Raw genomic sequence first — 24518 nt, 5'->3', positions numbered from 1 at the left:
ACCACTCCCCAAAGCATGACCGAGAGTCACGTCCGCGACGTCACGCAAAGATAACAGGCTCGTTCGAAAGTCCCATTGGAACAGGGCATCCGGTACGTCACACCCGGAACGGGAAAGTGCAACCGCATGACCACCTCCGTGCACGAACCGGCCGGATCGCCCGACCCCGCCGACCCTCCTGCCGGGAGCGCCGCCGGGCACCCCGGCTCCCGCCGGGCGCTGGTGGCGGGATCGGTGGGCAACCTCGTCGAGTGGTACGAGTTCGGCGTCTACGGATACTTCGCCACGATCATCGCAGCCAACTTCTTCACGCCGGACGGCGGCAGCGACGCGGAAGCCCTCGTCAGGACGTACGCGGCGTTCGCGCTGGCCTTCTTCTTCCGCCCCGTCGGCGCCGCCGTGTTCGGCCGGATCGGGGACCGCGCGGGCCGGCGCCCCACCCTGGTCCTCGTCCTCCTGCTGATGACCGGCGCCACGACCCTGATCGGCCTGCTGCCGACGTACGCGACGGCGGGCGCCGCGGCCCCCTGGCTGCTGACGTTCCTGCGGATCGTCCAGGGACTCTCGGCCGGCGGGGAGTTCGGCGGGGCCGTCGCGCTCATGACGGAGTTCGCGCCGCCGGGCCGGCGCGGGCTGTACGGCTCGTGGCAGTCGTTCACCGTGGCGCTCGGCCTGCTCTGCGGCGCGGGCACGGCGGCACTGCTCGCCACCGTGCTGAGCGAAGCCCAACTCGTCTCCTGGGGTTGGCGGGTGCCGTTCCTGCTGACGCTGCCGCTGGGTCTGGTCGCCCTGTGGCTGCGGCTCAGGCTCGAGGAGACCCCTTCGTTCCGGCGGACGCGGAGGACGGGGCGGACGCGGGAGGAACCGGCCGGCTCCCCCGGCGGGAGGGCGAGCGGGCGCGAGGTGGCCGCGGCGATCGCGCTGGGCACCGGACGGCTCATGGGGTGGTCCGCCGCCGGCTACACCTTCCTCGTCGTCATGCCGTCGTATCTGCAGGGCGTGCTCGACGCGAGCTTCCGGCAGGCGCTGCTGGCCACCGTCCTCGCCAACCTCGGGTTCGCCGCCGCCATCGTCCCGGCCGGCGCCCTCAGCGACCGGATCGGCCGGCGTGCGGTGATGACGGGCGGGGCGGTGCTGGCCGCGGTCCTCGCGTTCCCGCTGCTCGACCTGTTGCAGGACGCCGGTGCCCCGGCGGGCGCCAAGGGGCTCGGGGTGGTCGGCGCGGGGGCGGTCGTCGGTCTGATGGCGGGCCCCGGCCCGGCGATGCTGGCCGAGATGTTCCCCACCCGGGTCCGCCACACCGGTCTGGGTCTGGCGTACGCGCTGTCCAACGCCGTCTTCTCCGGTTGCGCGGGGCTCGTCATCACCGAAATGATCAAGCGGACGGGAGACGCCGACATCCCCGCGTTCTATGTGGCGGGCACCTGTGCGGTCAGCGCGCTCGCCCTGACCACCCTGCGCGGCGACGACCACCAGCGCGCCCTGCGCGACTGACGGAGGAGGACGGGATGCGGGTCGTCGGGCTGATGTCGGGAACCTCCCACGACGCGGTGGACGCCGCTGCCGCGGACCTCGCGTTTGACGGAGACACCCTCGTTCTGACCCCGCTGGGCACGGTGAGCGAGGCCTACCCCGACGACGTGCGTACCGCCCTGGCCGCCGCACTGCCGCCGGCCGCCACCACGATGCGGGACGTCTGCCTGCTCGACACCCGGATCGGACAGGCGTTCGCGGCCCTCGCCGTGCGGGCGGCACGGGAACTGTGCGGCCGCCGCCACCCCGACCTGGTCGCCTCGCACGGCCAGACCCTCTATCACTGGACGGAGGACGGCCGAGTGCACGGCACCCTGCAGCTGGGGTCCCCCGCCTGGATCGCGGAGGCCACCGGCTGCCCGGTGGTCTCCGGCTTCCGTCCCCGGGACGTCGCCGCCGGTGGCCAGGGCGCGCCCCTGGTGAGCATCGTGGACGTGCTGTGGCTGCGCGGGCGCCCGGGCGTCCCGGTCGCCCTCAACCTCGGAGGCATCGCCAACATCACGGTGGCCGGCGGTGCAGCGGGCCCGGTCGCCCACGACACCGGTCCGGCGAACGCGCTCGTCGACGCGGCGGTCCACCACTTCACCGGCGGTCGCCGCTCCTTCGACGAGGACGGCGCGCTCGCCTCCCGGGGCCGGGTCGACCCGGGGCTGCTGGACCGGCTCCTCGACGAGCCGTACTACGCGAAGGCCCCGCCGAAGACGACCGGCAAGGAGCTGTTCCACCCCGCCTACCTCCGCCGGGCGCTGACGGGGCACGAATCGCTCCCGCCCGAGGACGTCGTCGCCACCCTCACCGCCCTCACGGCCCGCACGGTGGCCGACGCGGTCCGCGGGGCTGCCGCCACCGAGGTCATCGCCTCCGGCGGCGGCACCCGCAATGCGGCGATGATGGCCATGCTGCGCAGGGCCCTGCCCGGTGTCCCGCTGCGCACCTCCGACGAGCTCGGACTGCCCTCGGCCGCGAAGGAGGCCTACGCCTTCGCGGTCCTCGGCTTCCTGACGGCCCACGGCCTGCCGGGCACGGTCCCCTCCTGCACGGGCGCCCGGGGCGCCCGCGTCCTCGGCTCGATCACCCCCGGCCGCCGGGCCCTGCGCCTGCCGCGCCCGGTGGACACGGCACCGGTCCGGCTCAGGATCGCGGGAACCGCAGGGGCAGTGTCTTCAGCCCGTTGATGAAGTTCGAGACCAGCCGCGCCGGCCCGGCCGCCAGGGTGTACGGGGGCAGGGCACGCAGCGCCTCCTCGTGGAGCACGCGGAGCTGGAGGCGGGCGAAGTGCGCGCCCAGGCAGACGTGCGGCCCGTCGCCGAAGGAGACGTGCGGGTTCGGGGTGCGGGCCAGGTCCAGGCGGTGGGGGTCGGGGAAGACGCGTTCGTCATGGTTGGCGGAGGCGTGGAAGACGACGACCTTGTCCCCCGCGCGGACCGGCTGCCCGGCGAGCTCGCGGTCCTCGGCGGCGGTGCGGCGGAAGCTCAGCACCGGCGGGTGGACGCGCAGCAGCTCCTCGACGGCGGTCGCCGGTGCGGCGTCCCCGGTCCGCAGCCGCCGCTGCTGGTCGGGATGTTCGGCGAGGGCGAGGAGGCCGCCCGGGGCGGCGCTGCGGACGGTGTCGTTGCCGGCGACCGTCAGCAGGAAGAAGAACATCTCCAGCTCTCCGTCGAGGAGCCCGGCGTGCGCGAGCGAGGTGAGGACGTCGTCGGCGGGGTGGTCGCGCTTGTACGCCGCGAGTCGCTGGGCGTAGTCGAACATCTCCTTGAGCAGGGCGGGCGAGCGCGGATTGACGGGTCGGCCGTCCGGGCCGAGGACCGCCGGCTCGTCGGGGTCCTGGTAGGCGATGACGCGCTCGGTCCAGGCCAGCAGCAGGCCGCGGTCGGTCTCCGGCACACCGAGCAGATCGGCGAGGTTGAGCAGGGCGTACTCGTCGGTGACGGCACGGACGACGTCGACGCTGCCGTCGCCGTCCCGGGCGGCGGCGACGGCCGCCTCCAGCAGCCGCCGGGCCCGGGCACGGGCGTTCGCCTCGAAGCGGTCGGTGCGGCCGGGGGTGAAGGCGCGGCTGACGAGCCGTCTGAGCCGACCGTGGCCGGGAGGGTCCTGGTTGAGCATCATGCGCCGGATGAACGGCAGGTCGGCCGGGTCCGGGTCGCGGATCTGGGTGGCGCCGAGGTACGAGGAGAACCGCCGGGCGTCCTTGAGGACCCGCACCACGTCATGGTGGCGGGTGACGGCCCAGAAGCCGGGTCCCGCGGGCCAGCCCAGCACCTCGTACTCCTCCTGCCAGGCGACGGGCGCGTGGTCGCGGAGTTCGCGGTAGGCGTCGTGCGGCAGTCCCCGGGCGTAGACGCGGGGGTCGAACACGTCCGTGCGTACCGTCACGCGGTGCCGTCCGCACGCAGGAAGTCCTCGACGGTGCGCAGGAGTTCGAGAGGTGTCTCGTCCATGGCGCAGTGCCCGGCGCGCGGCAGTTCGGTGAGCAGGCCGCCGGCGTACCAGCGCAGCCAGGTGCGGCGCATCAAATCGGCGCCGAGAGCCGGGTCGAGTGCCCCGACCACCGCGAGGGCGGGCACCTGACTGCCGTCGATCTCGGTGTGGAAGTCCTCGCAGGCCCAGGAGTCGAGCCAGGCGCGCAAGGCCTTGGGATCGCTGCGTTCCAGGGAGCGGCGCACCATGCGGTCCAGCCAGGCGGCGGGGCGCTGACCGCCTGTGGTGGTGTCGATGATGATCCGTCGGTTCTCGGGACGTTCGGCGGCCCCGGCGAACAGTTCCCACTGCTCCGGCGGCAGGGGCAGTCCGGCCGCGGGGACCGGGGACACCCCGACGAGCCGGCGGACCCTGCCGGGCGCGGCCGCCAGGACGCGCTGGACGACGCTGCCGCCCATGGAGTGCCCGATTAGGGAGAAGCGGTCCCATCCGAGCCGGTCGGCGAGCCCGAGCAGGTCGGTTGCCGCCTCCTGGGTGGTGTACGCGCCCGCGGCGTCCCTGGCCTCGCCGTAGCCGCGCAGGTCAACGACCGCGTAGGTGAAGGCGGTGCGGTCGAGGTCCTGTAGGACCGGCGCGTAGGCGTGGCGGTCGGCGAGCCAGCCGTGTACGGCGAAAACCCGGTGGGGCCCGTCGCCGATCAGCTCATGGGGCAGGACGAAAGGGGTCACGGGCGCTCCTACCGGGAGGGTTCGGCCGGACGCCCACCACCTTGGCCCCGTCCCCGGTGGGCCACAAGAGCGCGTGCGAGCGTACACGCGAGCGGCGGTGCGGGCGGCAGCGTCCGCCGACCCTCCGCCCCACGCGGACCGGGCCGAGCACCGGGCCTACCGGCCTGACCGCGCACGGTGCACGCCGACCGGGCCCGCCCCGGGCCGGCCGAGCGCCCCCACCCCGGATCGCCCACCCGGCTCCCACCAGGCACACCCGGCGTGCCACCGGGCTGGCACCCTCGGACCGCCGACCGGGCGCGCACCGGACCAGCCGACCCATGCACCACCCCCGACCGGCCGAGCGGCCCCACCCTCCTCAGGCACACCCCGGCTCGCCCACCCGGCAGGCACCGGGCGCGCCGACCAGGGCGCCCACCAGAAGCACCGCCACAGGCACAGGCACGCTGCCCCAGGACCCCGGCGCGCCGACCAGACACACCTCCCGATCGCCCACCGGGCATGCACCGGACCGGCCGACCCACGCACCACCCCGACCGGCCGAGCGGCCCCACCCCACGGATCACCCATCCGGCACACACCAGCCCCGCCAACCAGGCGTCCACCCTGCACGCCCCAAACACGCACCTGAGACGCCCGCCAGGCAGGCCCCCGGCACGCCGACCGGGCATCACACCTCCCGATCGCCCCCCTGGCATGCACCGGACCGGCCCCCGACGCACCGCGGCCCCGGCTGGCCGCCCGCGCACCGGCCCGGCGGCCGGGCGCGCGGAAGGGCGGCATCCGTGGCGGATGCCGCCCTTCTCGGCGGTCGGCGGCCGGGGCCGCTGTCCGGCCGGCGCGATGGCCGGCCGTTGGGTCAGAGGGTGGCCTTGATGCGGCGCGGCGCGTCCAGCAGGCGGCTCATGGCCTCGACGGCGGCCGGCGGCTGCTCCATCTTCTCGTCCTTGCTCGACAGCGCGTACCAGACCTGCTCGATCGACGGCGGGCCGACCGCGAGGTTGCGCAGGGCGGCCTGCGTGTTCGTCGCCTCACCGGTGCGCACGAGGTAGGCGGCGGCCATGGAGCCGGTGCGGCCGACGCCGGCGCCACAGTGCACGTACACCGGGCCGGACGAGGATTCGACCGTCTTCATGAACTGCTCGACCTGCTCCTTCGTGGGCGTCTGGCCGTCCCGGATGGGCAGGCGGACGACGTCCAGGCCGGCCGTCTGCGGCAAGGCGAGCTGCTTGGCGGTCATCTTCTCGGCGCGAAGGTCGACCACGGTATGGATGCCGCGCTCGGCGAGGGCGCGGTAGCCGGCCTCATTGGGCGCGGAGCCCCGCCACACCCGGTCGTCGACCGCCGTGAAGTGGTTGATCCCTTCCAGCCGCACCCCTGAGGTCTCCTTCTGGGCGGCCAGCGCGTGGATGCCGAGCATGCCGAGCGTGGCGACGAGCCAGACGGCGACGTAGCCGAGGGCGCTCAGAAGCAGGATCTTCACCGTCTTGCGGAGGGCCGGATGGAAACGGCCGGCCCGGGAGGCCGTGGTAGGGGTGAGCGGGGCGGTGGGGGCGGGCATCACGAGGGCGATCACCTTGGGGCGTGGGAGGGGTGTCCTCCGCGACGATAACCCGAGCGGGGGACCAAAGGTCGAAGTTTGTGACGTAGCGCACATTCACCCCAAATCAGACATTTCATAAAGTGGGGCTCTCGTCAGGGCGTCGGAAGCGCCTGCCCCTCCCCGAGCACGACCGCCTGCGCCCGGTTGGCGGTGAGGTCCTGGAGACAGCCTCGCAGCCGCACCAGGTCGTGCGGCGCCAGCGCCGGCCGCAGCACCCCCGCGTACACACCCGTGTCCAGGGAGGTGAGCGGCGCGTTCTTGCGGGACTGGGCGGTGGACCGGCGGCAGGTCTCCCACAGGTCGCGGGCGGCCAGGTCGAGGCCCGTCACGCTGTGACCGCTGCGCACCTCGACGCGGAAGACCACGGTGGTGCCCGCGGAGGCCGGGGGCCGCGTCTGGCGGCTCTGGATCGTGTCGGCCAGGAAGAACGTGAGGTAGGCGAGCAGTCCGGCACCCGCCAGTCCCAGCCCGACCCGGAGGAGGGCCCGTGCGGGCCGGCCCGGCGGAACGGCGGGCCGCTCCTCCAGCCCGGGCCCGGCCGTCCGGACGCCGCCCGGCGGGGCCGCCAGGTTCACCAGGCGGCCGGCCAGCCGGCGCTCCGCCTCGGCGCGCCCCGTGGCGCCCGCGATCTTCTGGATGACGAAGGCGACGGCGGAGAGCGCGACCCCTGCAGCCATCAGCACCGGGATGAAGACGAACGTGCTGTTGCGGTCCTCCTCCGGCCGGGTGTCCAGCCAGCGGAACCGCTCCGCCGCCGCTTCCCGGCTCTGCTCCATGCGCTGGCGCACCTCCTCGGCCCGCGCCTCGCTCTGGGCGATCCTCTCCTCCAGGCGCCCGATCCGGGACAGCAGCACCGTGGCCACCAGGAAGACCTCGACGATCAGCAGCAGCACACCGCTGGTGAGCGCGCGCTGCCACTCCCAGCGGTAGAGGTACACGAAGAGGTAGACGCCGGCCGCCACCGCGGCCGCGCCACCCAGGAGATAGCTGACGTACTTCACGCCGCGTCCTCGTCCGCGGCCGGGTCCGTGGGGGTCACGGCGCCGCTCGTGCCGTCCACGCTCAGCCGTGTGCCCTGCGGGTACCGCTCGACGGCGTCCGGCACGCCGACGACCGTGGGCACCTTGTACTCGCGCGCGAGTACCGCGAGGTGGGACAGCACGCTGCCGGTCTCGGCGACCAGACCGGCCAGGTCGGGGAGCTCGGCGGCCAGTGCGGGGTCCAGTGCGCGCGTGATGAGGACCGGGTGGTCGGGCCGCGGGCCGTGCCCGTGCCAGGCCGTGCCGGTGCCGTAGCCGCCGCCCGCGCCCTGCCCGTCGCCGGTGCCGCGCGAGCCGAGCCGCTCTGCCACCGGTCTGCCCTCGGGCGAGAGGCGGAACGCCGCGGGGAGCGGGGGCGCCTCGGGCCGCGGCCGCCGCTCGTCCAGGTCGGCGGGGGCCGGGGAGCCGTTCAGCAGGGCGACGAGTTCCTCCCAGCGCAGCGCGGCGAGCTCGGACAGCGCGGCCGGTCGGCCGGAGCCCTCCAGGCGGGTCGCGCACTCCCGGACGAGGCTCGCCTGCATCTCCTGGACCCACCTCGCCCTGAGCCGGAGTCCCTCACGGACCGGGAGCGAACCGACACCGCGGGTGGCGCCGGTCCAGCCGGTCCGCTCGGGCAGCCGGGGCCGGCGTGCCAGCGAGGGCGGTGACAGGCACAGCAGGACGGGGTGGCGGCCCAGCAGCTCGTCGTCGGGCGTACCGCGGGCCCGTCCCTCGGCGAGCAGGGCCAGGGCCTCGCCGACGGCCGTGACGCCGCTGCCCTGGCCGAGCAGGGACCCGGCCAGGGATTCCTGGGCGTGCAGGGCCGACAGGGTGTTGCGGCCCCAGTTCAGGGCGGCCAGGATCTGGCCCGACAGCATCGCGCGCGGCGCCGGGAGCTCGGCCAGCTCATGGTCGACGTCGGCCATCAGATCGACCGCGAGAAGCGGCAGCACGGTGCGCAGCCGTCCCACGCGCCAGGCCGCCGAGGCGCGCCGGGCCCCGGGGACGGGGTTGATGAAGTCGAGGACGGGGTGTGCGGAGGGTACCGCGCCGAGCAGCCTCAGATCGGCCGCCGCCCGCCCGTCGACCGTGGTGACCACTCGCAGGCTGCGCAGCCGGCGTCGAGGGGCCGTCCCGGCGGCGTCGAGGGCCAGGGTCAGTCCGTGGGACATGGGTGTGAGCCACAGGTCCTCCTCCAGGGGCTGGAGCACACCCGGGAACGTCTCGGCGACCGGGCCGGGCCCGAGCAGCCGGGCGCCGCGCGCGGCCCGCAGGCCCATGGCGGTGATCGGGCGGGCCTGGAAGAGCCAGAGGCGGTTGTCGGCGTCGAAGCCGAACTCCATGTCCTGCGGCCCGCCGAAGACGCGCTCCGCGTGCCGGGCCAGCCGCACCAGCCGGCAGACGTGGCGGCGGCCGAGCAGCCGGCCCCGGCGGGGTTCGCGCGGCTCGGTGCCGACCAGCCTGCCGTGGCGGGTCAGCTGGTAGCGCACGCCCTGCGCGGTCCCGGCCAGCAGCTGTTCCGGGCCGCCGCGGACGACGCTGACGAGGATGCGGTCCTCGCGGCCGGCGACGGGGTCGGCACCGAACATCACTCCGCCCACGGCGGTGTGCAGCATGGGCTGGACCAGGACGGCCATTCCGCCGGGCGCGACACCGGGGTCCGCGCGACCGGCCGGCGGCGGCACGTTCAGGCGGAGGGCGGAGTCGAGGACCGTGCGCACCGCGGTGACGAACCCCTCCCAGCCGCGGACGTCCAGGACGGAGGCGAAGAGGCCCGCCATCGAGGAGTCCGTCGCGTCCTCGTGTGCCGAAGAGGACCGTACAACCAGGGAGGGGCCGCTTTCGCCGGTCAGGTTCCGCCAGGCGGCCCGTACGGCGGCCTCGCCGCGCGCCGGTCCGGCCGCCGGGCGGTCGTCGGCCACCGACCGGTCGGGGACGAGGGCGAACCCCGGCAGAACCGGCAGCCCGGCCGCGGCGGCACGGGCGAGGTTCGCCGCCTTGGCCCCGGTCACCGCCGGGTCCCGGGCCTCCTCGGCGTCCAGCGGGATCACCGCCAGCCGCTCCAGGCCGATGCCCACAGCAGCCTCCTTCGGTCACGCCGACAGTCGCACTGACGGCCTGCGTACGGGCCGCGCCGGAACACGGCCTTTCGCCCACTCTGTACGCCTTGCGCCGTCCCCGCGATCGGTGGATCGCACCCGGGGGCGGGCCAGCCGCCCGGTCCGAGGGCCCCCACTGCCCAAGTCCCGGTTCTGGACGCCCCGATGGGCCGCTCCCGAGGCGCATCACGCCCCTGCCCTTGATCGACTGGTGACGTTCCCCCGCCGGGCTTACCTTCGAATGGTGGACGGCCACGCCGCCTGGTCCCAGGCACCGTCCACCCGCCCTCCGACGGAGGGCGATCTCGCCATGACCACGCCTCAGCCGACCCCTGCCCCGCAGGCCGCCACCCCCGAGAAGGGCGGCGGCAGGGGAATCGCGCTGCTGGTCATCGCCTCGTGCCAGCTGATGGTGGTGCTCGACATCACCATCGTGAACATCGCGCTGCCGCACATCCAGAGCGCGCTGGACTTCTCGACGACCTCGCTCTCCTGGGTGGTCAACGCCTACACGCTCACCTTCGGCGGCCTGTTGCTGCTGGGCGGTCGCATGGGCGACATCCTCGGCCGGCGCAGGGTCTTCATGTTCGGCGTGGTGCTGTTCATCGTGGCCTCCCTGCTCGGCGGGCTGGCGCAGAACGAGGCCCAGTTGCTGGCCGCGCGCGCCCTGCAGGGCGTGGGCGGCGCGATCGCGTCCCCGACCTCGCTCGCCCTGATCAGCACGACGTTCCCGGAAGGCCCGGAGCGCAACCGGGCCTTCGGCGTCTTCGCCGCGGTGTCGGCTGGCGGCGGCGCGATCGGGCTGCTCGCGGGCGGCATGCTCGTGGAGTGGCTGGACTGGCGCTGGGTGTTCTTCGTCAACGTGCCGATCGGACTGCTCATCGTCCTGGCCACGCCGCGCTGGATCAAGGAGTCCGAACGCCATCCCGGCAACTTCGACTTCGCCGGTGCGCTCACATCGACCCTCGGCATGGTGCTGCTGGTCTACGGGTTCATCCGGGCCGCGCAGGAGGGCTGGCGCGACGCGCTGACGATCGCGTCCTTCGTCGCCGCCGTGGTGGTGCTCGGCCTGTTCATCCTGGTGGAGAAGCGCTCCCGGCAGCCGATCACACCTCTGCACATGTTCGCCGACCGCAACCGGGCCGGCACGTACGGCATGATGCTCAGCCTGGCGGCCGCGATCTTCGGCATGTTCTTCTTCCTGACGCTCTTCGTGCAGAACGTACTGGACTTCAGCCCACTGGAGGCCGGCCTGGCGTTCCTGCCGGTGAGCGCGGTCATCGCGGTGGGCGCGGGCCTGGCTTCCCAGTTCCTCCCCCGGTTCGGGCCCAAGCCGTTCATGGTGATGGGGGCGCTGCTCGCGGCGGTGGGTCTGGGCTGGCTGACACTGACGGACGTCGACTCGACGTACCTGGGCAGCATCCTGGGTCCGATGCTCGTCTTCAGCCTCGGCATGGGCATGCAGTTCGTGTCGCTCACCCTGATGGCGCTGTCCAATGTGCCGGTCCACGAGTCGGGCGCCGCGTCCGGTCTGCTGAACGCCACTCAGCAGGTCGGTGGAGCGCTCGGACTGTCCATCCTGGTCACGGTCTTCGGCACGGCCAGCGCCAACGAGGCCGAGAAGCAGGTGGCGAACTACCTGGCCCAGGCGACACCTGTGGAACGGCTGCGGTTCCAGCGGACCGGAGAACTGCCTCCGCCCTGGGCCGACGAGGTGCTGACGGCGGGCGTCTCCCTGGCGTTCATCGTGGCCGCGATCTTCACCGTGGTCGCCGCGCTGATCGCCGTCCTGGTGATCCAGGTGCGTCCCTCGGACATCGAACGCCTCAAGGGTGGAGTGGGGCCCGGACAGCTCTGACGCCGGTCGGCGACGGAATCCGGACACACCGGCCCGGCGGGCGAACGGGAGTGATCGAGGCATAACGGAGTGGCGCACGCGGCGGCCTGCCCACCGGCCGCCGGCGCGTGTCCACGTCCTTCCGGTGCCGCCGCACCCGGGCCGGACGCGGAACGGCACTCCGCCGCCGGGGGGCCGCCGTTGCAGGAGCCACCGCCCGGCTGACGCACCGGCGTCTGTCCCCGCCCCGCGTCGCCGGCCACCGGCGGCGATTCGCCGGACGCACCTTTCCCGGCTGCCAGTTGAAGCATGAACAGCACAAACGGCATACTTCCTTCCGCTTATTGATCACCACTGCCGGACACCACCCCGCAACTCCCCGCCCCTCTCCCCGTGCCGCGTACATGACCTGACGGGCTTTCAGCAAACTGGCGCCCTTTGCTGCACACCGGACCTCCCGCGCGGCGGGGCCCCACCGCCCCCGCGATCCATGCCCCGGCCGCCGCGCCTCCCCCGGCCCCCGGGCCCGCGCGGGACACGAACGCGCGTAGCGCGACCGAAAGGCGATCTTGCCCGTTCGATGACCGAAGCCCAGGATTCCTACCGCGCCGGATTGTCAGGCACATGACGGACACTCAGCCGTCGGGTGAAGGCCTCCGGCGCGCCCTCGGGCCCGCCCACCCAGCGGGCCCCGGATCCCCCACCGGAGGATGTAGTGAACACCAAGCGCTTCACCCCCCTCGGCGCCAAGGCGAGAGGCGCGCGGCTGACCGCCGTCGCAGCCGCTCTGCTGACCGCCGCCGCGCTTGCGAGCCCGAGCGCGGCGGCCGAGCCGACCGACCACGCGCGGGTCACCACGGCCCAGCTGGCCCGGGCGAGCGAGGCCGTCCTGGGAGCCGACGTCCCGGGCACCGCGTGGTACACGGACGCCGCGTCGGGCAAACTCGTGGTGACCGCGGACTCCACCGTCTCGGCCGTCGAGATCGCCCGTATCAAGGAGGCCGCCGGCAGCCGCGCCGGCGCTCTGGAGATCAAGCGCACCCCCGGCACGTTCAACAAGCTCATCGCGGGCGGCCAGGCCATCTACGCGGGCGGCGGACGCTGCTCGCTCGGCTTCAACGTGCGCAGCGGCAGCACCTATTACGCCCTGACGGCCGGCCACTGCACCGACATCGCAAGCACCTGGTACACCAACTCCGCCAACACCACACTGCTCGGAACCCGCACCGGGTCCAGCTTCCCCGGCAACGACTACGGCATCATCCGGCACTCCAGCGCCTCGGCGGCCGACGGCCGGGTCTACCTCTACAACGGCGGCTACCGGGACATCACCTCCGCCGGGAACGCCTACGTCGGCCAGTCCGTCCAGCGCAGCGGCAGCACCACGGGCCTGCGCGGCGGCACGGTCACCGGACTGAACGCCACCGTCAACTACGGCAACGGCGACATCGTCTACGGCCTGATCCAGACCAACGTCTGCGCCGAGCCCGGCGACAGCGGCGGCGCCCTCTTCGCCGGCTCCACCGCGCTCGGACTGACGTCCGGCGGCAGCGGCAACTGCTCCTCCGGCGGCACCACGTTCTTCCAGCCCGTGACGGAGGCGCTGAGCGCGTACGGCGTGAGCGTCTTCTAGGGCGGTTTCGAAAGTCCCGTCCAGCCGGGGCCCGCCCCTCCGGGCGGACGACGCTACTTTCGAAACACGCCCTGGGCACCGCGCTCCCCCGCTCCACGACCGGACCGGCGGCCGCCCCGGGCGGACCGCCGGTCCCCCGGCATCGCGGCCCGTGCCCGCCCTCCGGCCGTTCCTGCTGGAGAGCGGTTCGGCATGCGCACGGACACTGCACGGCGCGGCTCCGACGTCGCGGGCCGCTCGACGCGCCGTACGACGTACGCGAACCAGGAGCCCAGTGCCCCGCAGAGCGCCCGCCCTTGCACTCGCGCCTGCCGTCGCCGTGGCCGCTCCGGGCGCCCCGACGCGCCGGCAATTCGCCGATGCGCCGGGGCGACAGCCTGTTGGTGGAGAACAACTACGGCTGTGCGAACCCCACATCACCGGCCTCCGGACGCGGCGCCGCCGACGGAGCCACCCGGATCGACGCAGGCCGGGACGGCAGCGGCCGCGACGCGGTGGGAGGAGAGCGGCGTCCGCTCCCCCTCCACCGCGCCCAGACTCGCCACCGCGAGCGGGCCGCTGTACTCAACTTCTCCGACAAGGAACCGAACAGGCTGGGCATCGACGCCCGGCACCTGGCAGCGGTCGATTTCCGGACCGGGGAGCGCCGCTGGCGCACGCTCACGGAACGGCCCGCGGGACGACAACGACCGGCCACCGGTCACCGTCGGCAACGACGGCACCGCCTGCGCGGGAGTCTGCCACGGCATCGTCGCCGTGCGGGACGGCGGCAGACTTAGCCTGTCGCAGCGCCGGGTGTTAGAAAGGAGACATGGCCGGACCTTTCGGCCGCTTGCGCTCGCTGTTGAGTGTGCGAGCCGTCGCCACTCAGGTGTTCCTCCTGCAGGCGGTGGTGGCGGTGCTGCTCGTCGTCGCGGCGGTGGTGACCCTCGTGCTGCAGTCCCGGACCGACAGCGAGCGCGAGGCCCGCAATCGGTCGATTTCCGTGGCCGAGACCTTCGCGTACGGTCCGGGCCTCCGGGCAGCCCTGGCGGGCCGCGATCCCACGGCGGCGCTGCAGCCCCTGACCGAGGAGGCCCGCAAAGCGTCCGGGGTGGACTTCATCGTCGTCATGACGCCTCAGGGCGTCCGCTGGACGCACCCCAACCCCGCTCAGATCGGGAAGCGGTACATCGGCACGATCGCACCCGCGGCGCGCGGCGGGATGGTGACGGAGACGGTCACCGGAACCCTCGGCCCGTCCATCCGCACCGTGGTCCCGGTGACCGGCGCCGACGGCCGGGTGGTGGCGCTCGTGTCGGCCGGGATCACCATCGAGAAGGTGACGTCGGTCGTCGAGCGGCAGCTGCCCCTGGTGTTCGGTGCCGCCGCGCTCGCCGTGGCGCTCGCCACCGCCGGCAGCGCCCTGGTCAGCAGGCGCCTGCGGCACCAGACGCACGGCCTGGGCTACGCCGAGATGAGCCGGATGTACGAGCACCACAACGCCGTCCTGCACGCCGTGCGCGAGGGCGTGCTCATCTTCGACGACGGCCACAAGCTGCTGCTGGCCAACGACGAGGCGCGCCGGCTGCTCGGCCTGCGTGCCGACGCGGACGGGCGCACCCCGTTGGACCTGGGCATCTCTCCGGAGCTGGCGCTCCTGCTGGACTCCGGACGTCCGGTCACCGACGAGGTGCACCCGGTCGGGGACCGGTTGGTGGCCGTCAACCAGCGCAGGACGCGTCTGGACGGCGGGCCGTCCGGCACGGTCGCGACGCTGCGGGACACCACCGAGCTCCAGGCGCTCACCGGCCGCGCCGACATCGCCCAGGGCCGGCTGGAACTGCTGTACGACGCGGGCGTGGAGATCGGCACCACGCTCGACGTGGAGCGGACCTGTGAGGAGCTGGCGCGGTTCGCGGTCCCCCGGTTCGCGGACTTCGTCACCGTCGATCTGCCGGAGGCGGTGCTGGGCGGCGAGGAACCCGGGAACAGCGGCACGAAAATGCGCCGGGTGGCGTCCGCCGGCATCCGGGACGACACACCCCTCTACCCGACCGGCCGGCTGATCCACTTCGTCCGGGCCACCCCGCAGGCCGCCGCCTTCGAGACGGGGAAGGCCGTCATCGAGGCGGACATGCCCGCGTTCTCGGGCTGGCAGGAGCAGGAGCCGGAGCGGGCCCGCAAGCTCGTCGCGTACGGCATCCACTCCATGATCGCCGCACCGCTGCGGGCCCGCGGCGTCATCCTCGGCGTGGCCACCTTCTGGCGCCGGCGGAAGCCCGAGCCGTTCGAGGAGGACGATCTGTCCCTGGCCGAGGAGCTGGTGGCCCGGGCCGCCGTCAGCGTCGACAACGCCCGCCGCTTCACCCGCGAGCACACCATGGCGGTCACCCTGCAGCGCAGCCTGCTGCCGCGCGTCCTGCCCGAGCAGACCGCCCTGGAAGTGGCCCACCGCTACCTGCCCGCCCAGGCGGGGCCCGCGGGGGTGGGGGGCGACTGGTTCGACGTCATTCCGCTGCCCGGCTCCCGGGTGGCGCTCGTGGTGGGCGATGTCGTCGGTCACGGGCTGCACGCGGCGGCCACCATGGGCCGGCTGCGCACCGCGGTGCACAACTTCTCCACCCTCGACCTGCCGCCCGACGAGCTGCTGTGGCACATGGACGAACTGGTGACCCGGATCGACCAGGACGAGGACAGTGAGGGGGCGATGACCTCGGTCACCGGCGCGACCTGCCTGTACGCGGTCTACGACCCGGCTTCCGGGGTGTGCGCGCTGGCCCGCGCCGGGCACCTGGAGCCCGCGGTGGTGGACCCGGACGGCACCGTGGAGTTCCCCGCCCTGCCTGCCGGTCCGCCGCTCGGTCTCGGCGGGCTGCCCTTCGAGACGGCCGAGCTCCGGCTGCGGGAGGGCAGCAGCCTGGTGCTGTACACCGACGGGCTGGTCGAGGACCGCACCCGCGGCATCGACGAGGGGCTGGAGCTGCTGCGGCGCACCCTGGCGCGGCCCGGCCGGTCACCGGAGGAGACGTGCCGGGCGGTGCTGGACGCCCTGATCCCGGGGCGGCCGCGGGACGACGTGGCCCTGGTCGTGGCCCGGACCAGGGTCCTGGGCGAGGACCACACGGCCGCCTGGGACGTGCCGTCGGACCCGGCGGCCGTGGCGGTGGTGCGGGCGGATGTGTCCCGGACGCTGGAGTCGTGGGGTCTGGCGGAGGAGGCGTTCACCACCGAACTGATCCTCAGCGAGCTGGTCACCAACGCCATCCGGTACGCGGTCGAACCGATCCGGGTCCGCCTGATCCGCGACGGGGCGCTGATCTGCGAGGTCTCCGACGGCAGCAGCACCGCCCCGCATCTGCGCCGGGCGGCCGCGACCGACGAGGGCGGCCGGGGCCTGTTCCTGGTGGCGCAGTTCGCCGAGCGGTGGGGGACGCGTTACACCGGCAACGGAAAGGTCATCTGGACCGAGCAGCCGCTCGTCGCCGCTCACGCGGGCCGCGGGTAGACCCTGGACTGCTTCACGCTGCCGAAGGCGAAGCTGGATTCGATCGACGCGATCCCCGGAATGGCGTGGATCCGGTGGCGCACCAGGGCCTCGTACGCCTCCAGGCTCTCGATGACGACCCTGAGCAGGTAGTCGCTGGTTCCCGCCATCAGATAGCAGTCCTGGATGTGCTCGATGACGGCCACGTGTTCCTCGAACACCCGGACCGCCTCATGTGTGTGGCGGTCCAGGCGTATCCGGACGAACACGGTGATCGGGAGCCCGAAGGCGACCTGGTCGACCATGGCGGTATAGCCCCTGATCAGCCCCGCCTCCTCCAGCCGTCGCACCCGGCGCAGGCAGGGGGACGGCGAGAGCCGGACCCGGTCGGCCAGGTCCTGGTTGGAGAGCCGCCCGTCGGCCTGCAACTCCCGGATGATCTGCAGATCGACCGCGTCCATCACCCCTCCTTGGCAGATTCTGCCTCAAAGCTATGCCCGAGCGGCAGAACTGGCAATCGGCTGCCCCGGTCCACGCTCTACCGTTGCCCCATGGCCGGAACCGGCCCCTTCCCGGACTGGAGGAGCCCCCTTGGCCACCGCTGAGACCGTTCCCGCGCGAACGCGCGGCAGCCGGCCTTCCCCCCACGCACTGGGGATGGCGGCGTTGCTGGTGACCGTGACGATCTGGGCGGCCTTCGCACTGAGCGCCCGCGCCCTGAGCGCCTCGTCGCTGCTGCCCGCCGACGCGGCCCTGCTGCGCTTCGGTCTGCCGCTCGTCGTGCTGGCGCCCGCGCTGTGGCGGCGGCGCCGCGACATCGCCGCGGTGCGCCCGGCCGCCGCGTTCAAGATCATCTGCGGTGCGGGGGTGCCCTTCTTCCTGGCGGCCATGTTCGGCGGGTCGCTGACCTCGGCGGCGTTCGTGGGCTCGCTGATCCCGGGAATGGTCCCGCTGTTCGTCTCCGCCCTCATGGTGGCCGCCGGCAAGGGTGTACCCCGGGGGACCGGGGCGGCGGGCCTCGCCCTGATCACGGTCGGGGTGGCCGCGCTGGTCTGGCGTTTCGTGATCCCGCTCGACACGCAGGTGCTGGCCGGCTCCGGCATGCTGCTCGTCGCCAGTGGGCTGTGGGCGCTGTACACCGTCGGTCTGAAGGAAGTGGACCTCGACCCGGTCGGCTCCATAGGACTGTTGTGCCTGCCGTCGTTCGCCGTGGTGGCGCTGCTGGTGCTGACCGGGGTGCTCCCCACCGGCCTGGCCTCCGCGACGGGCGGCGACATCGCGCTGTTCCTGGTGGTGCAGGGACTGGGAGTGGGTCTGTGCGCGGGCCTGCTGTACGCCTTCGCGATCCGCAGGCTGGGCGCGGAGCGCAGCTCCGTCGTGGGCAGCCTCAGCCCGGTCGCCGTCGTCCTGCTGGCCGTGCCGCTGCTCGACGAGGCCCCGACGCTGTCCGTCCTCGTCGGCGTACCGCTGATCACCGCGGGCGTCGTCCTCGCCAACCGGCGCCCCCGGCCCGCGGCGCCCGGGCCCGTGTCCCACGCCGAACCCGAGTCCGGTGCCCAGCCCGAGTCCGGCTCCGGGTCCCCGCTCCCGTCCCAGTCTCCGTCCTCGTCCCCCTCCCGATCCCGAGCCAAGGTGTCCGCAGATGCTTGAGCTTCTCCTCCCGCCGCCCGTCGACCCCTTGTGGGACCTGACGGAGGCGTACGGCGCCGACAACCGGCCCGAGCGCCTCAACCTCGTTCTCGGTGTCTACCGGGACGACACGGGCGGCACTCCGGTCATGGCGGCCGTCCGGGAGGCCGAGCTGCGCCTGGCGGAACGATCCGTCTCCAAGGAGTACCGGGGCCTCTCCGGCAACACCGCGTTCAACCGCGCGATGCTCACGATGGTCCTCGGCACCGGTGGATCGGCGGAGCAGGCGGTGGCGGTCCAGACCGTCGCGGGCAGCGGCGCACTGCGGCTGCTGGCGGACCTGATATTCCGGACCCGTCCGGGCACGACGGTGTGGATCAGCGACCCGGCCTACGTCAACCACCGGCCCATCCTGGAGGCGGCGGGCCTGCGGGTACGTACCTTCGGCTGGCTCGACGCCGAGGGCCGCGCCGACACGGAGGGCATGCTGCGGGACCTCGCGGGCGCACGCCGCGACGATGTCGTCCTGCTCCAGGGCTGCTGCCACAACCCCACCGGAGTCGACCCGTCCCCGCAGGCCTGGGACGCGATCGCCCGGCTCGCGGCCGACAACGGCTGGGTGCCGTTCGTCGACCTCGCCTATCACGGACTCGGCGACGGGCTGGAGGCGGACCTGGCGGCGACCCGGATGCTCGCGGAGCGGGTGCCGGAGATGTTCATCGCCATCAGCTGCTCGAAGAACTTCGGTCTGTACAGCGACCGCACCGGCTGCGCCGTCGTCGTCGGCGGGTCCCGCCAGTCGCTGCGGCACGCCGAGACCGCGCTGCAGAACGCCGCCCGCACCCTCTACTCGATGCCGCCCGAGCATGGCGCCGCGGTCGTCACGGCCATCCTGGAGGACGACGGTCTGCGCGCCACCTGGCGGGCCGAACTCGACGCGATGCGGGCACGCATCGAGGGGAATCGGACGTCCCTGGTCGCGCACCTGCGGGCGCTGGGCCTGGACACCCCGGCCGGGTCCATCGCACGGCAGAAGGGCATGTTCTCCATGCTGCCGCTCACGCCCGACCGGATGCTCCGGCTCCGCGACGAGTGCGCCATCTACGGCACGACCGCGGGTCGCGTCAACATCGCGGGGCTTCCGGCGGACCGCGTCCCCTGCCTCGCCGAGGGCATCGCGAAGGTGCTCGATCGCCCTTAGGGCGTGTTTCGAAGGTCCCGTCCGGCCGGGGCCCCGCCCTCCGGGCGGACGACGCTACTTCCGGAACACGCCCTGGCGGTCCGGTCGCCCCGGGTCGTGGCCCCTCGGGGTCGCTGGGGCGTGGACGACCGCGACGGTGTGGGCCCAGCCGGCGGCGAGCGCGGGGACCCGGGACGTGGTGGTCCCCTCCGGGTGGGTGGCGAGTTCGATGGGAGCGGGCCGGCCGTGGCCTCGGCTGTCGGGGGCGGTGCCCCAGGCCAGACAGTGTTCGGCGCCGCCGGGGCCGTCGGGGGTGAGGACGGCGAGGTTGTGCCGGTAGCCGGCGGCGAGCCGCGCCACGTCGCGCAGACCGGGGACGGTGACCGGGGCGGTCGGCTGGCGGCCGGACGGGTGCCCGAGCTGACCGCAGTGGTTGTTGCCCCAGGCCCGGACGGTCCCGTCCCCGATGAGGGCCAGGCCGTGGTGCCACCCGGCATCGATCGAGGTGGCCCCGTGGACGTCCCGGACGGCCACCGGGCGGGAGCGCTCGTCGTTGGTGCCGTCACCGAGCTGGCACCAGTGGTTGGTGCCCCAGGCCCGTACCGTCCCGTCCTTGAGGAGGGCCAGGCTGAAATAGCCGCCTCCGGAGACGGCGGTGACGTCGCCGAGGTCGTGCACCGGCACGGGGGTCCGGTGCTCGTCCTTGGTGCCGTCGCCCAGCTGGCCCCGGTTGTTCGACCCCCAGGACCGGACGGTGCCGTCTTCGAGCAGTGCCAGGTTGTGGCCGCCGCCCGCCGCGACGGACACGACGTTCCGCAGGCCGGGGACGGGGACCGGGGCGTACCGGTCCTGCCGGCCGGCGTCGCCGAGCTGGCCCCAGTCGTTGGCGCCCCAGGTACATACGGTGCCGTCCGCGAGCAGGGCGATGCTGTGCCCGCCGCCGGCCGCCACGGCGGTGACGCCGCCGAGGTCCCGGACGGCGACCGGGCGGCAGCGGTCCTGTCTGGTGCCGTCGCCCAGCTGCCCGTAGTGGTTGGCTCCCCAGGCCAGGACCGTGCCCCGGGATGTGAGTGCCAGGGTGTGGTGGGAGCCGGCGGCGACGGCGGTGACGTCGGCCACGTCGTCGAGGGTCACGGGGGTGAGCCGTTCTTCCCTGCTTCCGTCGCCGAGTTGTCCGCAGTGGTTGGCGCCCCAGAGGTGAAGGCTCCAGCGCCGTTGGGCATCGCTCTCCATGAATCCTCCGTTCCCGGTGGACGGTCCTGCTCCACGGGTGAGTCATCCCACCGGCGGGCCGCACATCCGCGGTGACGTGGCGTCAGTCACCCGTACGCGCGGCACGGAAGAGGCCCGGAACGCCCCCGGCCCCGTGCACGCGAGGGTGCACGGGGCCGGGGGCGATGGGGGGGATTCGCCGTGGGGGTCAGTTGAACTGCAGTCCGCCGCCGACCTGCAGTCCGCCGTCACCCTGCTGGTCGTCACCGGCCTGCTGACCGCCGTCCTGCTGACCGTCACCGGCCTGCTGGCCGCCGTCCTGCTGGGCGCCACCGTCCTGCTGGCCGCCGTCCTGCTGGGCGCCGCCGTCCTGCTGACCGCCGTCCTGCTGACCGCCGCCGCCCGCGCCGATCTGCGCGCCGACGGCGGCGAGCGCGGTGGTGACCGGCTGGAAGAACGTCTCGCCGCCCGCGTCGCAGTTGCCGCTGCCGCCCGAGGTGAGACCGACGGCGTTGCCGTCCCGGGTGAACAGGGCGCCGCCGCTGTCCCCCGGCTCGGCGCAGACATTGGTCTGGATGAGCCCGGTGACCGTGCCCTCCGGGTAGTTCACCGTGGCGTTGAGACCGGTGACCTGACCGTCGTTCAGCCCGGTGGTCCTGCCCATGCGGAACACCTGCTGGCCGACCGCGGCATCGGCCGCCTGCCGGATCTCCACGAGCTGCCCGCCGCCCACGTCGACCGCGCTGGGCGCCTCGGCCGCCGGGTCGTCATAGGTGACCAGGGAGAAGTCACCGTTGCCGGGGAACACCGACTCCTGGGTGGAGCCGAGCGGCTCGCCCGTCTGCTCGTCGGACCACTGCGACCCCGCGGGCCCGCAGTGCCCGGCGGTGAGGAAGCCCTTCTGCCCCTCCTGGGTCGTCACGTTGAAGCCGAGGGAGCACGCGGCACCGCCTCGGGCGATGCCGTCTCCGCCCTCGATGAAGGGCTTGAACGCCCCCTTGGACTTCTGGATCCGGGCCACTCCGTCGCCCAGCGACTTGACAGTCGACTCCAGTCTGTCCCACCGCTCGCCGGTGACCGTCCGGTCGGCGGTGACGAGAACCTGGTTGGTCCTCGGGTCGACCGCCCACGCCGTGCCCGGGATGGTGGCCCGGGCCGACAGGGTGCCGGTCGCCGACTTGAGAGTGGCGGTGTTGTTGCGAACGCTGCGGGCCACCGCGCCCGCCTCGCTGACGATCGACTTCTTGTCGTCACCGACCACGTTGACGACGAGCTGCTGCTTCCCCGCGTCGTAGTAGGCGCCGCCGTACGAGTCCCCCAGGTTCTTGCCGAGCTGCTGGGCGAGCTGTGCGGCGGCCGCCGCGTTCAGCTTCTTGACACCCGACGGGCCGGGGCCCGAACCGGACTGGGACGCGTTGGCGTTCGGCAGCAGGATGGCCGCTGCGACGATGCCGATCGCCCCGGCTCCTGCGACGACGGCCTTCCGCTTGGTTATTCGCCTGTGACTCAACTCCACGTCTCCTGGGGGTGGTTCGGACTCCGACTGCCGTCGGCAGCCGGGGGACGCGTCCGCCCCTAGGTACGGAGCGAGCGGGAGTTGTGTTCAGTGGAGGCCGGAATTCCTCAACGGCGGTGCGACGGTGTGCGGGGCAGCGGCTGTTCCGTCCAGATGGTCTTGCCCCGGCGGGTGTAGCGGCTGCCCCAGCGGCTGGTCAGCTGGGCCACCAGGAAGAGCCCGCGCCCGCCCTCCTCCGTGGTGTGGGCACGGCGCATGCGCGGCTGGGTGCCGCTGCGGTCGGACACCTCGCAGATGAGGGTGCCGGCGCGGACCAGCCGCAGTTCCACCGGGCCCTCCCCCGCGTACCGGATGGCGTTGGTGACCAGCTCGCTGGCCACGAGCTCGGTGGTGAAGAGCAGTTCGTCGAGCCCCCAGGCGACCAGTTGCCCGGTGAGCAGGCGCCGGGCCTCGGACACCACTTCGGGGCGGGGCTCCAGCACCCAGGCCACCGTGCAGTCGTCGGGTACGGCGCGGGTGCGGGCGAGCAGCAGGGTGACGTCGTCGTCCAGCCGGCGGGGGGCGAGCGTGTCCACCACCGCACGTCCCACGTCCCGCAGCGACCGCTCGAGCGGTCGTGCCGCCTGGAGTTCGCGCCGCAGCATCGCCATGCCCACGTCGACGTCGGAACGGCCCTGTTCCACCAGGCCGTCGGTGAAGAGGGCCAGCACGCTGCCCTCCTCGATCCGCAGGTCGAGCCGCTCGAAGGGGAGGCCACCCACCCCGAGGGGCGGGCCGGGGCTGACCCGGGCGTAGGAGGCGGAGCCGTCGGGGGCGAGCACGACGGGCGGCGGGTGGCCCGCGCTGGCCATGACGCACTGCCGGGTGACCGGATCGTAGGTCAGGTAGAGGCACGTCGCACCGAACGAGTCATAGGTGCGTTCCGTTATGTCGCCCTCCAGGGGTCCCGGGTGGCCGGCCGCGTACTCGTCCGTCGTGCCGGCCTCCTCACGGCTGTCCTCCAGGGCGAGCTGCGAGACCAGGTCGTCGAGGTGGGCCAGCAGTTCGTCGGGTTCCAGATCGAGGTCGGCCAGGGTGCGCACGGCGGTGCGGAGCCGGCCCATCGTCGCCGTGGCCTTCAGCCCGTGGCCGACGACGTCGCCGACGACGAGGGCGACCCGGGCCGATGACAGGGGGATGACGTCGAACCAGTCCCCGCTGACCCCGGTGGCCGCGTCGGTGGGCAGGTACACACTGGCCGTCTGGACGGCGACGCTGTCGGTCACCGCCGGCGGCAGCAGGCTGCGCTGGAGTCGTACGGCCACGCGGCGCTCGCGGGCGTACCGCCGGGCGTTCTCCACGACGAGGGCGGCGCGGGAGGCGATCTCCTCGAGCATCGACAGATCGTCGTCCTCGAAGGGCGGGCGGCCGGCCGCCCGCCAGACGGTGACGCGCCCGAGGACGTGCCCCCGGGCCCGCAGCAGCACGCTCATCCCGGCGTGGACGCCCGCACCGGCGGGGGTTCCCTCGGGGTGGGCGGTGCCCTCGCGGCCCGACCACATGACGCTGCGCGCCGCCTTGGTGAGGTCGACGCCGAGGGCGGTGCCGGTCAGGAGCTCCGCGTCGCCATCGCCCACGGCGGTGGCGACCCGGCGCAGCGGCAGCCACGGCCCGGCCCCGGCCTCCCGCGGTTCGTCGCCGGTGAAGACGAAGTCGGCGACGTCCAGGGCGGCGAGGTCTCCGAGTCCGGGGACCAGCACGTCGACGAGGTCCTGCGCGGTCTCGACGACGGAGAGGGAGCCGCTCATGACGGCCGTGGCGAGGTGCAGCAGCCGCAGCCGGCGGCGAGCGCGCCGCTGGTCGGTCACGTCGGTGAAGAGCACGGTGACACCCATGACGTGCCCGTCCGGTCCCTGGAGCCGGAACGCGGACATCGACATGGTGCGGCCTTCCCGCGGGTCGACCAGCGTGCGGACGTGCACTTCCCTGGTGACCATCGGGGCGCCGGTCTCCAGCACGCGGAGCAGCTCGCCCTCGATGACGCGGGCGTCGTCGTCCTGGAGGAAGTCACCGAGGCGGTGGCCGCTGAGCTCCCCGGGCAGGCCCGTGTAGGGCAGCAGCGGGGTGTTCGTCCGTACGATGCTGAGCTCGTCGTCGAACACCGCGAGGCCGACGCGGTCCTGCAGGAACAGTTCCTTGGTGAAGGCTTCGTCGTGCCGTCTGCGGGAGACCACGTCCAGCGGAGCTCCCATGACCAGGCACTGGGAGTCCCGGCCGGCCGGTCGTCCGGTCCGCAGCGGCAGCACCCGGAAGGCCACGTCGAGCTCCGAGCCGTCGCCGCGCCGTACGCGGGTCTCGCCCTCCCACATGTCCCCGGTGTGGCGTGCCATCAGGTCGGTCCACCGGCCGGGCTCGGCCAGCAGCCGTGGCGCGAGCAGTCCGCAGAGATCGTCGGCCGACCGCCCGAACAGCCGCTCGGCGCCCAGGGTGCAGCGGGCGACCAGTCCCCGCTCGTCCAGCACCAGTGCAGGGATGTCCACGTCGTACGAGCGACTCTCGCTGCCGGCGCCTCCCATACACACCTCACTCAGCGGCCTGTACCGCCCATTCTGTCGCAGGGGTGGTCGGCGGGCCCGGTGAGCGGCGGCCCCCTTGGGCCATTC

The 24518-nt window shown here is 73.6% G+C and carries 16 protein-coding genes; 7 read left to right on the top strand and 9 right to left on the bottom strand.

Going from position 1 to position 24518, the window contains the following annotated elements; genetic code table 11:
- The first annotated feature begins 126 nt into the window (after positions 1 to 126).
- Entirely contained in the window at positions 127 to 1494 is a 1368-nt protein-coding gene (locus tag ACY34K_RS26490; RefSeq protein WP_462751382.1) for an MFS transporter, read from the top strand.
- Positions 1495 to 1508: 14 nt separating this feature from the next.
- Complete coding sequence (locus ACY34K_RS26485; RefSeq protein WP_462751380.1) at positions 1509 to 2708, top strand: anhydro-N-acetylmuramic acid kinase; 1200 nt, start codon at positions 1509 to 1511, stop codon at positions 2706 to 2708.
- Here the strand turns inward: ACY34K_RS26485 and ACY34K_RS26480 are convergent.
- The 5 genes from ACY34K_RS26480 to ACY34K_RS26460 form a co-directional block, all read right to left on the bottom strand.
- Positions 2665 to 3909: a cytochrome P450 gene (locus ACY34K_RS26480; protein WP_462751378.1), complete on the bottom strand. Its 1245-nt coding sequence runs from the start codon at positions 3907 to 3909 to the stop codon at positions 2665 to 2667. The two genes, ACY34K_RS26485 and ACY34K_RS26480, sit on opposite strands and share 44 nt — an antisense overlap.
- Positions 3906 to 4682, bottom strand: a complete 777-nt coding sequence (locus tag ACY34K_RS26475) for an alpha/beta fold hydrolase (protein ID WP_462751376.1) — start codon at positions 4680 to 4682, stop codon at positions 3906 to 3908. The genes ACY34K_RS26480 and ACY34K_RS26475 overlap by 4 nt, the downstream gene beginning before the upstream one ends.
- Before the next feature lie 859 nt (positions 4683 to 5541).
- Complete coding sequence (locus ACY34K_RS26470) at positions 5542 to 6243, bottom strand: phosphatase domain-containing putative toxin (RefSeq protein WP_462751374.1); 702 nt, start codon at positions 6241 to 6243, stop codon at positions 5542 to 5544.
- A gap of 134 nt (positions 6244 to 6377) precedes the next feature.
- Complete coding sequence (locus ACY34K_RS26465) at positions 6378 to 7286, bottom strand: hypothetical protein (protein WP_462751372.1); 909 nt, start codon at positions 7284 to 7286, stop codon at positions 6378 to 6380.
- Positions 7283 to 9382, bottom strand: a complete 2100-nt coding sequence (locus ACY34K_RS26460) for a PEP/pyruvate-binding domain-containing protein (RefSeq protein ID WP_462751370.1) — start codon at positions 9380 to 9382, stop codon at positions 7283 to 7285. The genes ACY34K_RS26465 and ACY34K_RS26460 overlap by 4 nt, the downstream gene beginning before the upstream one ends.
- Before the next feature lie 331 nt (positions 9383 to 9713).
- Between ACY34K_RS26460 and ACY34K_RS26455 the strand changes: the two genes are divergently transcribed.
- The 3 genes from ACY34K_RS26455 to ACY34K_RS26445 all read left to right on the top strand — a co-directional run bounded on the left by ACY34K_RS26455 (position 9714) and on the right by ACY34K_RS26445 (position 16360).
- Positions 9714 to 11261, top strand: a complete 1548-nt coding sequence (locus ACY34K_RS26455) for an MFS transporter (protein WP_462751368.1) — start codon at positions 9714 to 9716, stop codon at positions 11259 to 11261.
- Between the two features lie 694 nt (positions 11262 to 11955).
- Complete coding sequence (locus ACY34K_RS26450) at positions 11956 to 12873, top strand: S1 family peptidase (protein WP_462751366.1); 918 nt, start codon at positions 11956 to 11958, stop codon at positions 12871 to 12873.
- 811 nt (positions 12874 to 13684) lie between these two features.
- Positions 13685 to 16360 carry a SpoIIE family protein phosphatase gene (locus tag ACY34K_RS26445; RefSeq protein WP_462751364.1) on the top strand — a complete coding sequence of 892 codons (2676 nt, stop codon included), beginning with the start codon at positions 13685 to 13687 and terminating at the stop codon, positions 16358 to 16360.
- Here the strand turns inward: ACY34K_RS26445 and ACY34K_RS26440 are convergent.
- Positions 16342 to 16800, bottom strand: coding sequence for an Lrp/AsnC family transcriptional regulator (locus tag ACY34K_RS26440; protein WP_462751362.1), 459 nt, complete (start codon positions 16798 to 16800; stop codon positions 16342 to 16344). The genes ACY34K_RS26445 and ACY34K_RS26440 overlap by 19 nt on opposite strands.
- 130 nt (positions 16801 to 16930) lie before the next feature.
- On the opposite strand from ACY34K_RS26440, the gene ACY34K_RS26435 reads away from it, so the two are divergent.
- Both ACY34K_RS26435 and ACY34K_RS26430 read left to right on the top strand, forming a co-directional pair.
- Positions 16931 to 17989 (top strand): DMT family transporter, encoded by a 1059-nt coding sequence (locus tag ACY34K_RS26435; protein ID WP_462751360.1) that lies wholly within the window; start codon positions 16931 to 16933, stop codon positions 17987 to 17989.
- Positions 17982 to 19169, top strand: coding sequence for an amino acid aminotransferase (locus ACY34K_RS26430; RefSeq protein WP_462751358.1), 1188 nt, complete (start codon positions 17982 to 17984; stop codon positions 19167 to 19169). Before ACY34K_RS26435 ends, ACY34K_RS26430 begins: the two co-directional genes overlap by 8 nt.
- 54 nt (positions 19170 to 19223) lie before the next feature.
- On the opposite strand, the gene ACY34K_RS26425 is transcribed toward ACY34K_RS26430, so the two are convergent.
- From ACY34K_RS26425 to ACY34K_RS26415, 3 genes are all read right to left on the bottom strand, one after another.
- The gene (locus ACY34K_RS26425; protein WP_462751356.1) at positions 19224 to 20381 is read right to left on the bottom strand and encodes an RCC1 domain-containing protein; all 1158 of its coding nucleotides are present in this window, start codon (positions 20379 to 20381) and stop codon (positions 19224 to 19226) included.
- Positions 20382 to 20568: 187 nt separating this feature from the next.
- Positions 20569 to 21870 (bottom strand): S1 family peptidase, encoded by a 1302-nt coding sequence (locus ACY34K_RS26420; RefSeq protein ID WP_462751448.1) that lies wholly within the window; start codon positions 21868 to 21870, stop codon positions 20569 to 20571.
- A 113-nt stretch (positions 21871 to 21983) separates the two neighbouring features.
- Positions 21984 to 24395 (bottom strand): SpoIIE family protein phosphatase, encoded by a 2412-nt coding sequence (locus ACY34K_RS26415; RefSeq protein ID WP_462751354.1) that lies wholly within the window; start codon positions 24393 to 24395, stop codon positions 21984 to 21986.
- Positions 24396 to 24518: the final 123 nt, after the last annotated feature.

Source organism: Streptomyces sp. STAM6, assembly GCF_054963715.1.
Note: the sequence above shows the minus strand (reverse complement) of the source record. Positions and strands in the feature narration are given on the sequence as shown.

Excerpts from the sequence above, each read along its gene's own strand:
- ACY34K_RS26440 (WP_462751362.1), bottom strand. The coding sequence starts at position 16,800 with ATGGACGCGGTCGATCTGCAGATCATCCGGGAGTTGCAGGCCGACGGG.
- ACY34K_RS26470 (WP_462751374.1), bottom strand. The coding sequence starts at position 6,243 with ATGCCCGCCCCCACCGCCCCGCTCACCCCTACCACGGCCTCCCGGGCC.
- ACY34K_RS26430 (WP_462751358.1), top strand. The coding sequence starts at position 17,982 with ATGCTTGAGCTTCTCCTCCCGCCGCCCGTCGACCCCTTGTGGGACCTG.
- ACY34K_RS26490 (WP_462751382.1), top strand. The coding sequence starts at position 127 with ATGACCACCTCCGTGCACGAACCGGCCGGATCGCCCGACCCCGCCGAC.
- ACY34K_RS26485 (WP_462751380.1), top strand. The coding sequence starts at position 1,509 with ATGCGGGTCGTCGGGCTGATGTCGGGAACCTCCCACGACGCGGTGGAC.
- ACY34K_RS26445 (WP_462751364.1), top strand. The coding sequence starts at position 13,685 with ATGGCCGGACCTTTCGGCCGCTTGCGCTCGCTGTTGAGTGTGCGAGCC.
- ACY34K_RS26455 (WP_462751368.1), top strand. The coding sequence starts at position 9,714 with ATGACCACGCCTCAGCCGACCCCTGCCCCGCAGGCCGCCACCCCCGAG.
- ACY34K_RS26425 (WP_462751356.1), bottom strand. The coding sequence starts at position 20,381 with ATGGAGAGCGATGCCCAACGGCGCTGGAGCCTTCACCTCTGGGGCGCC.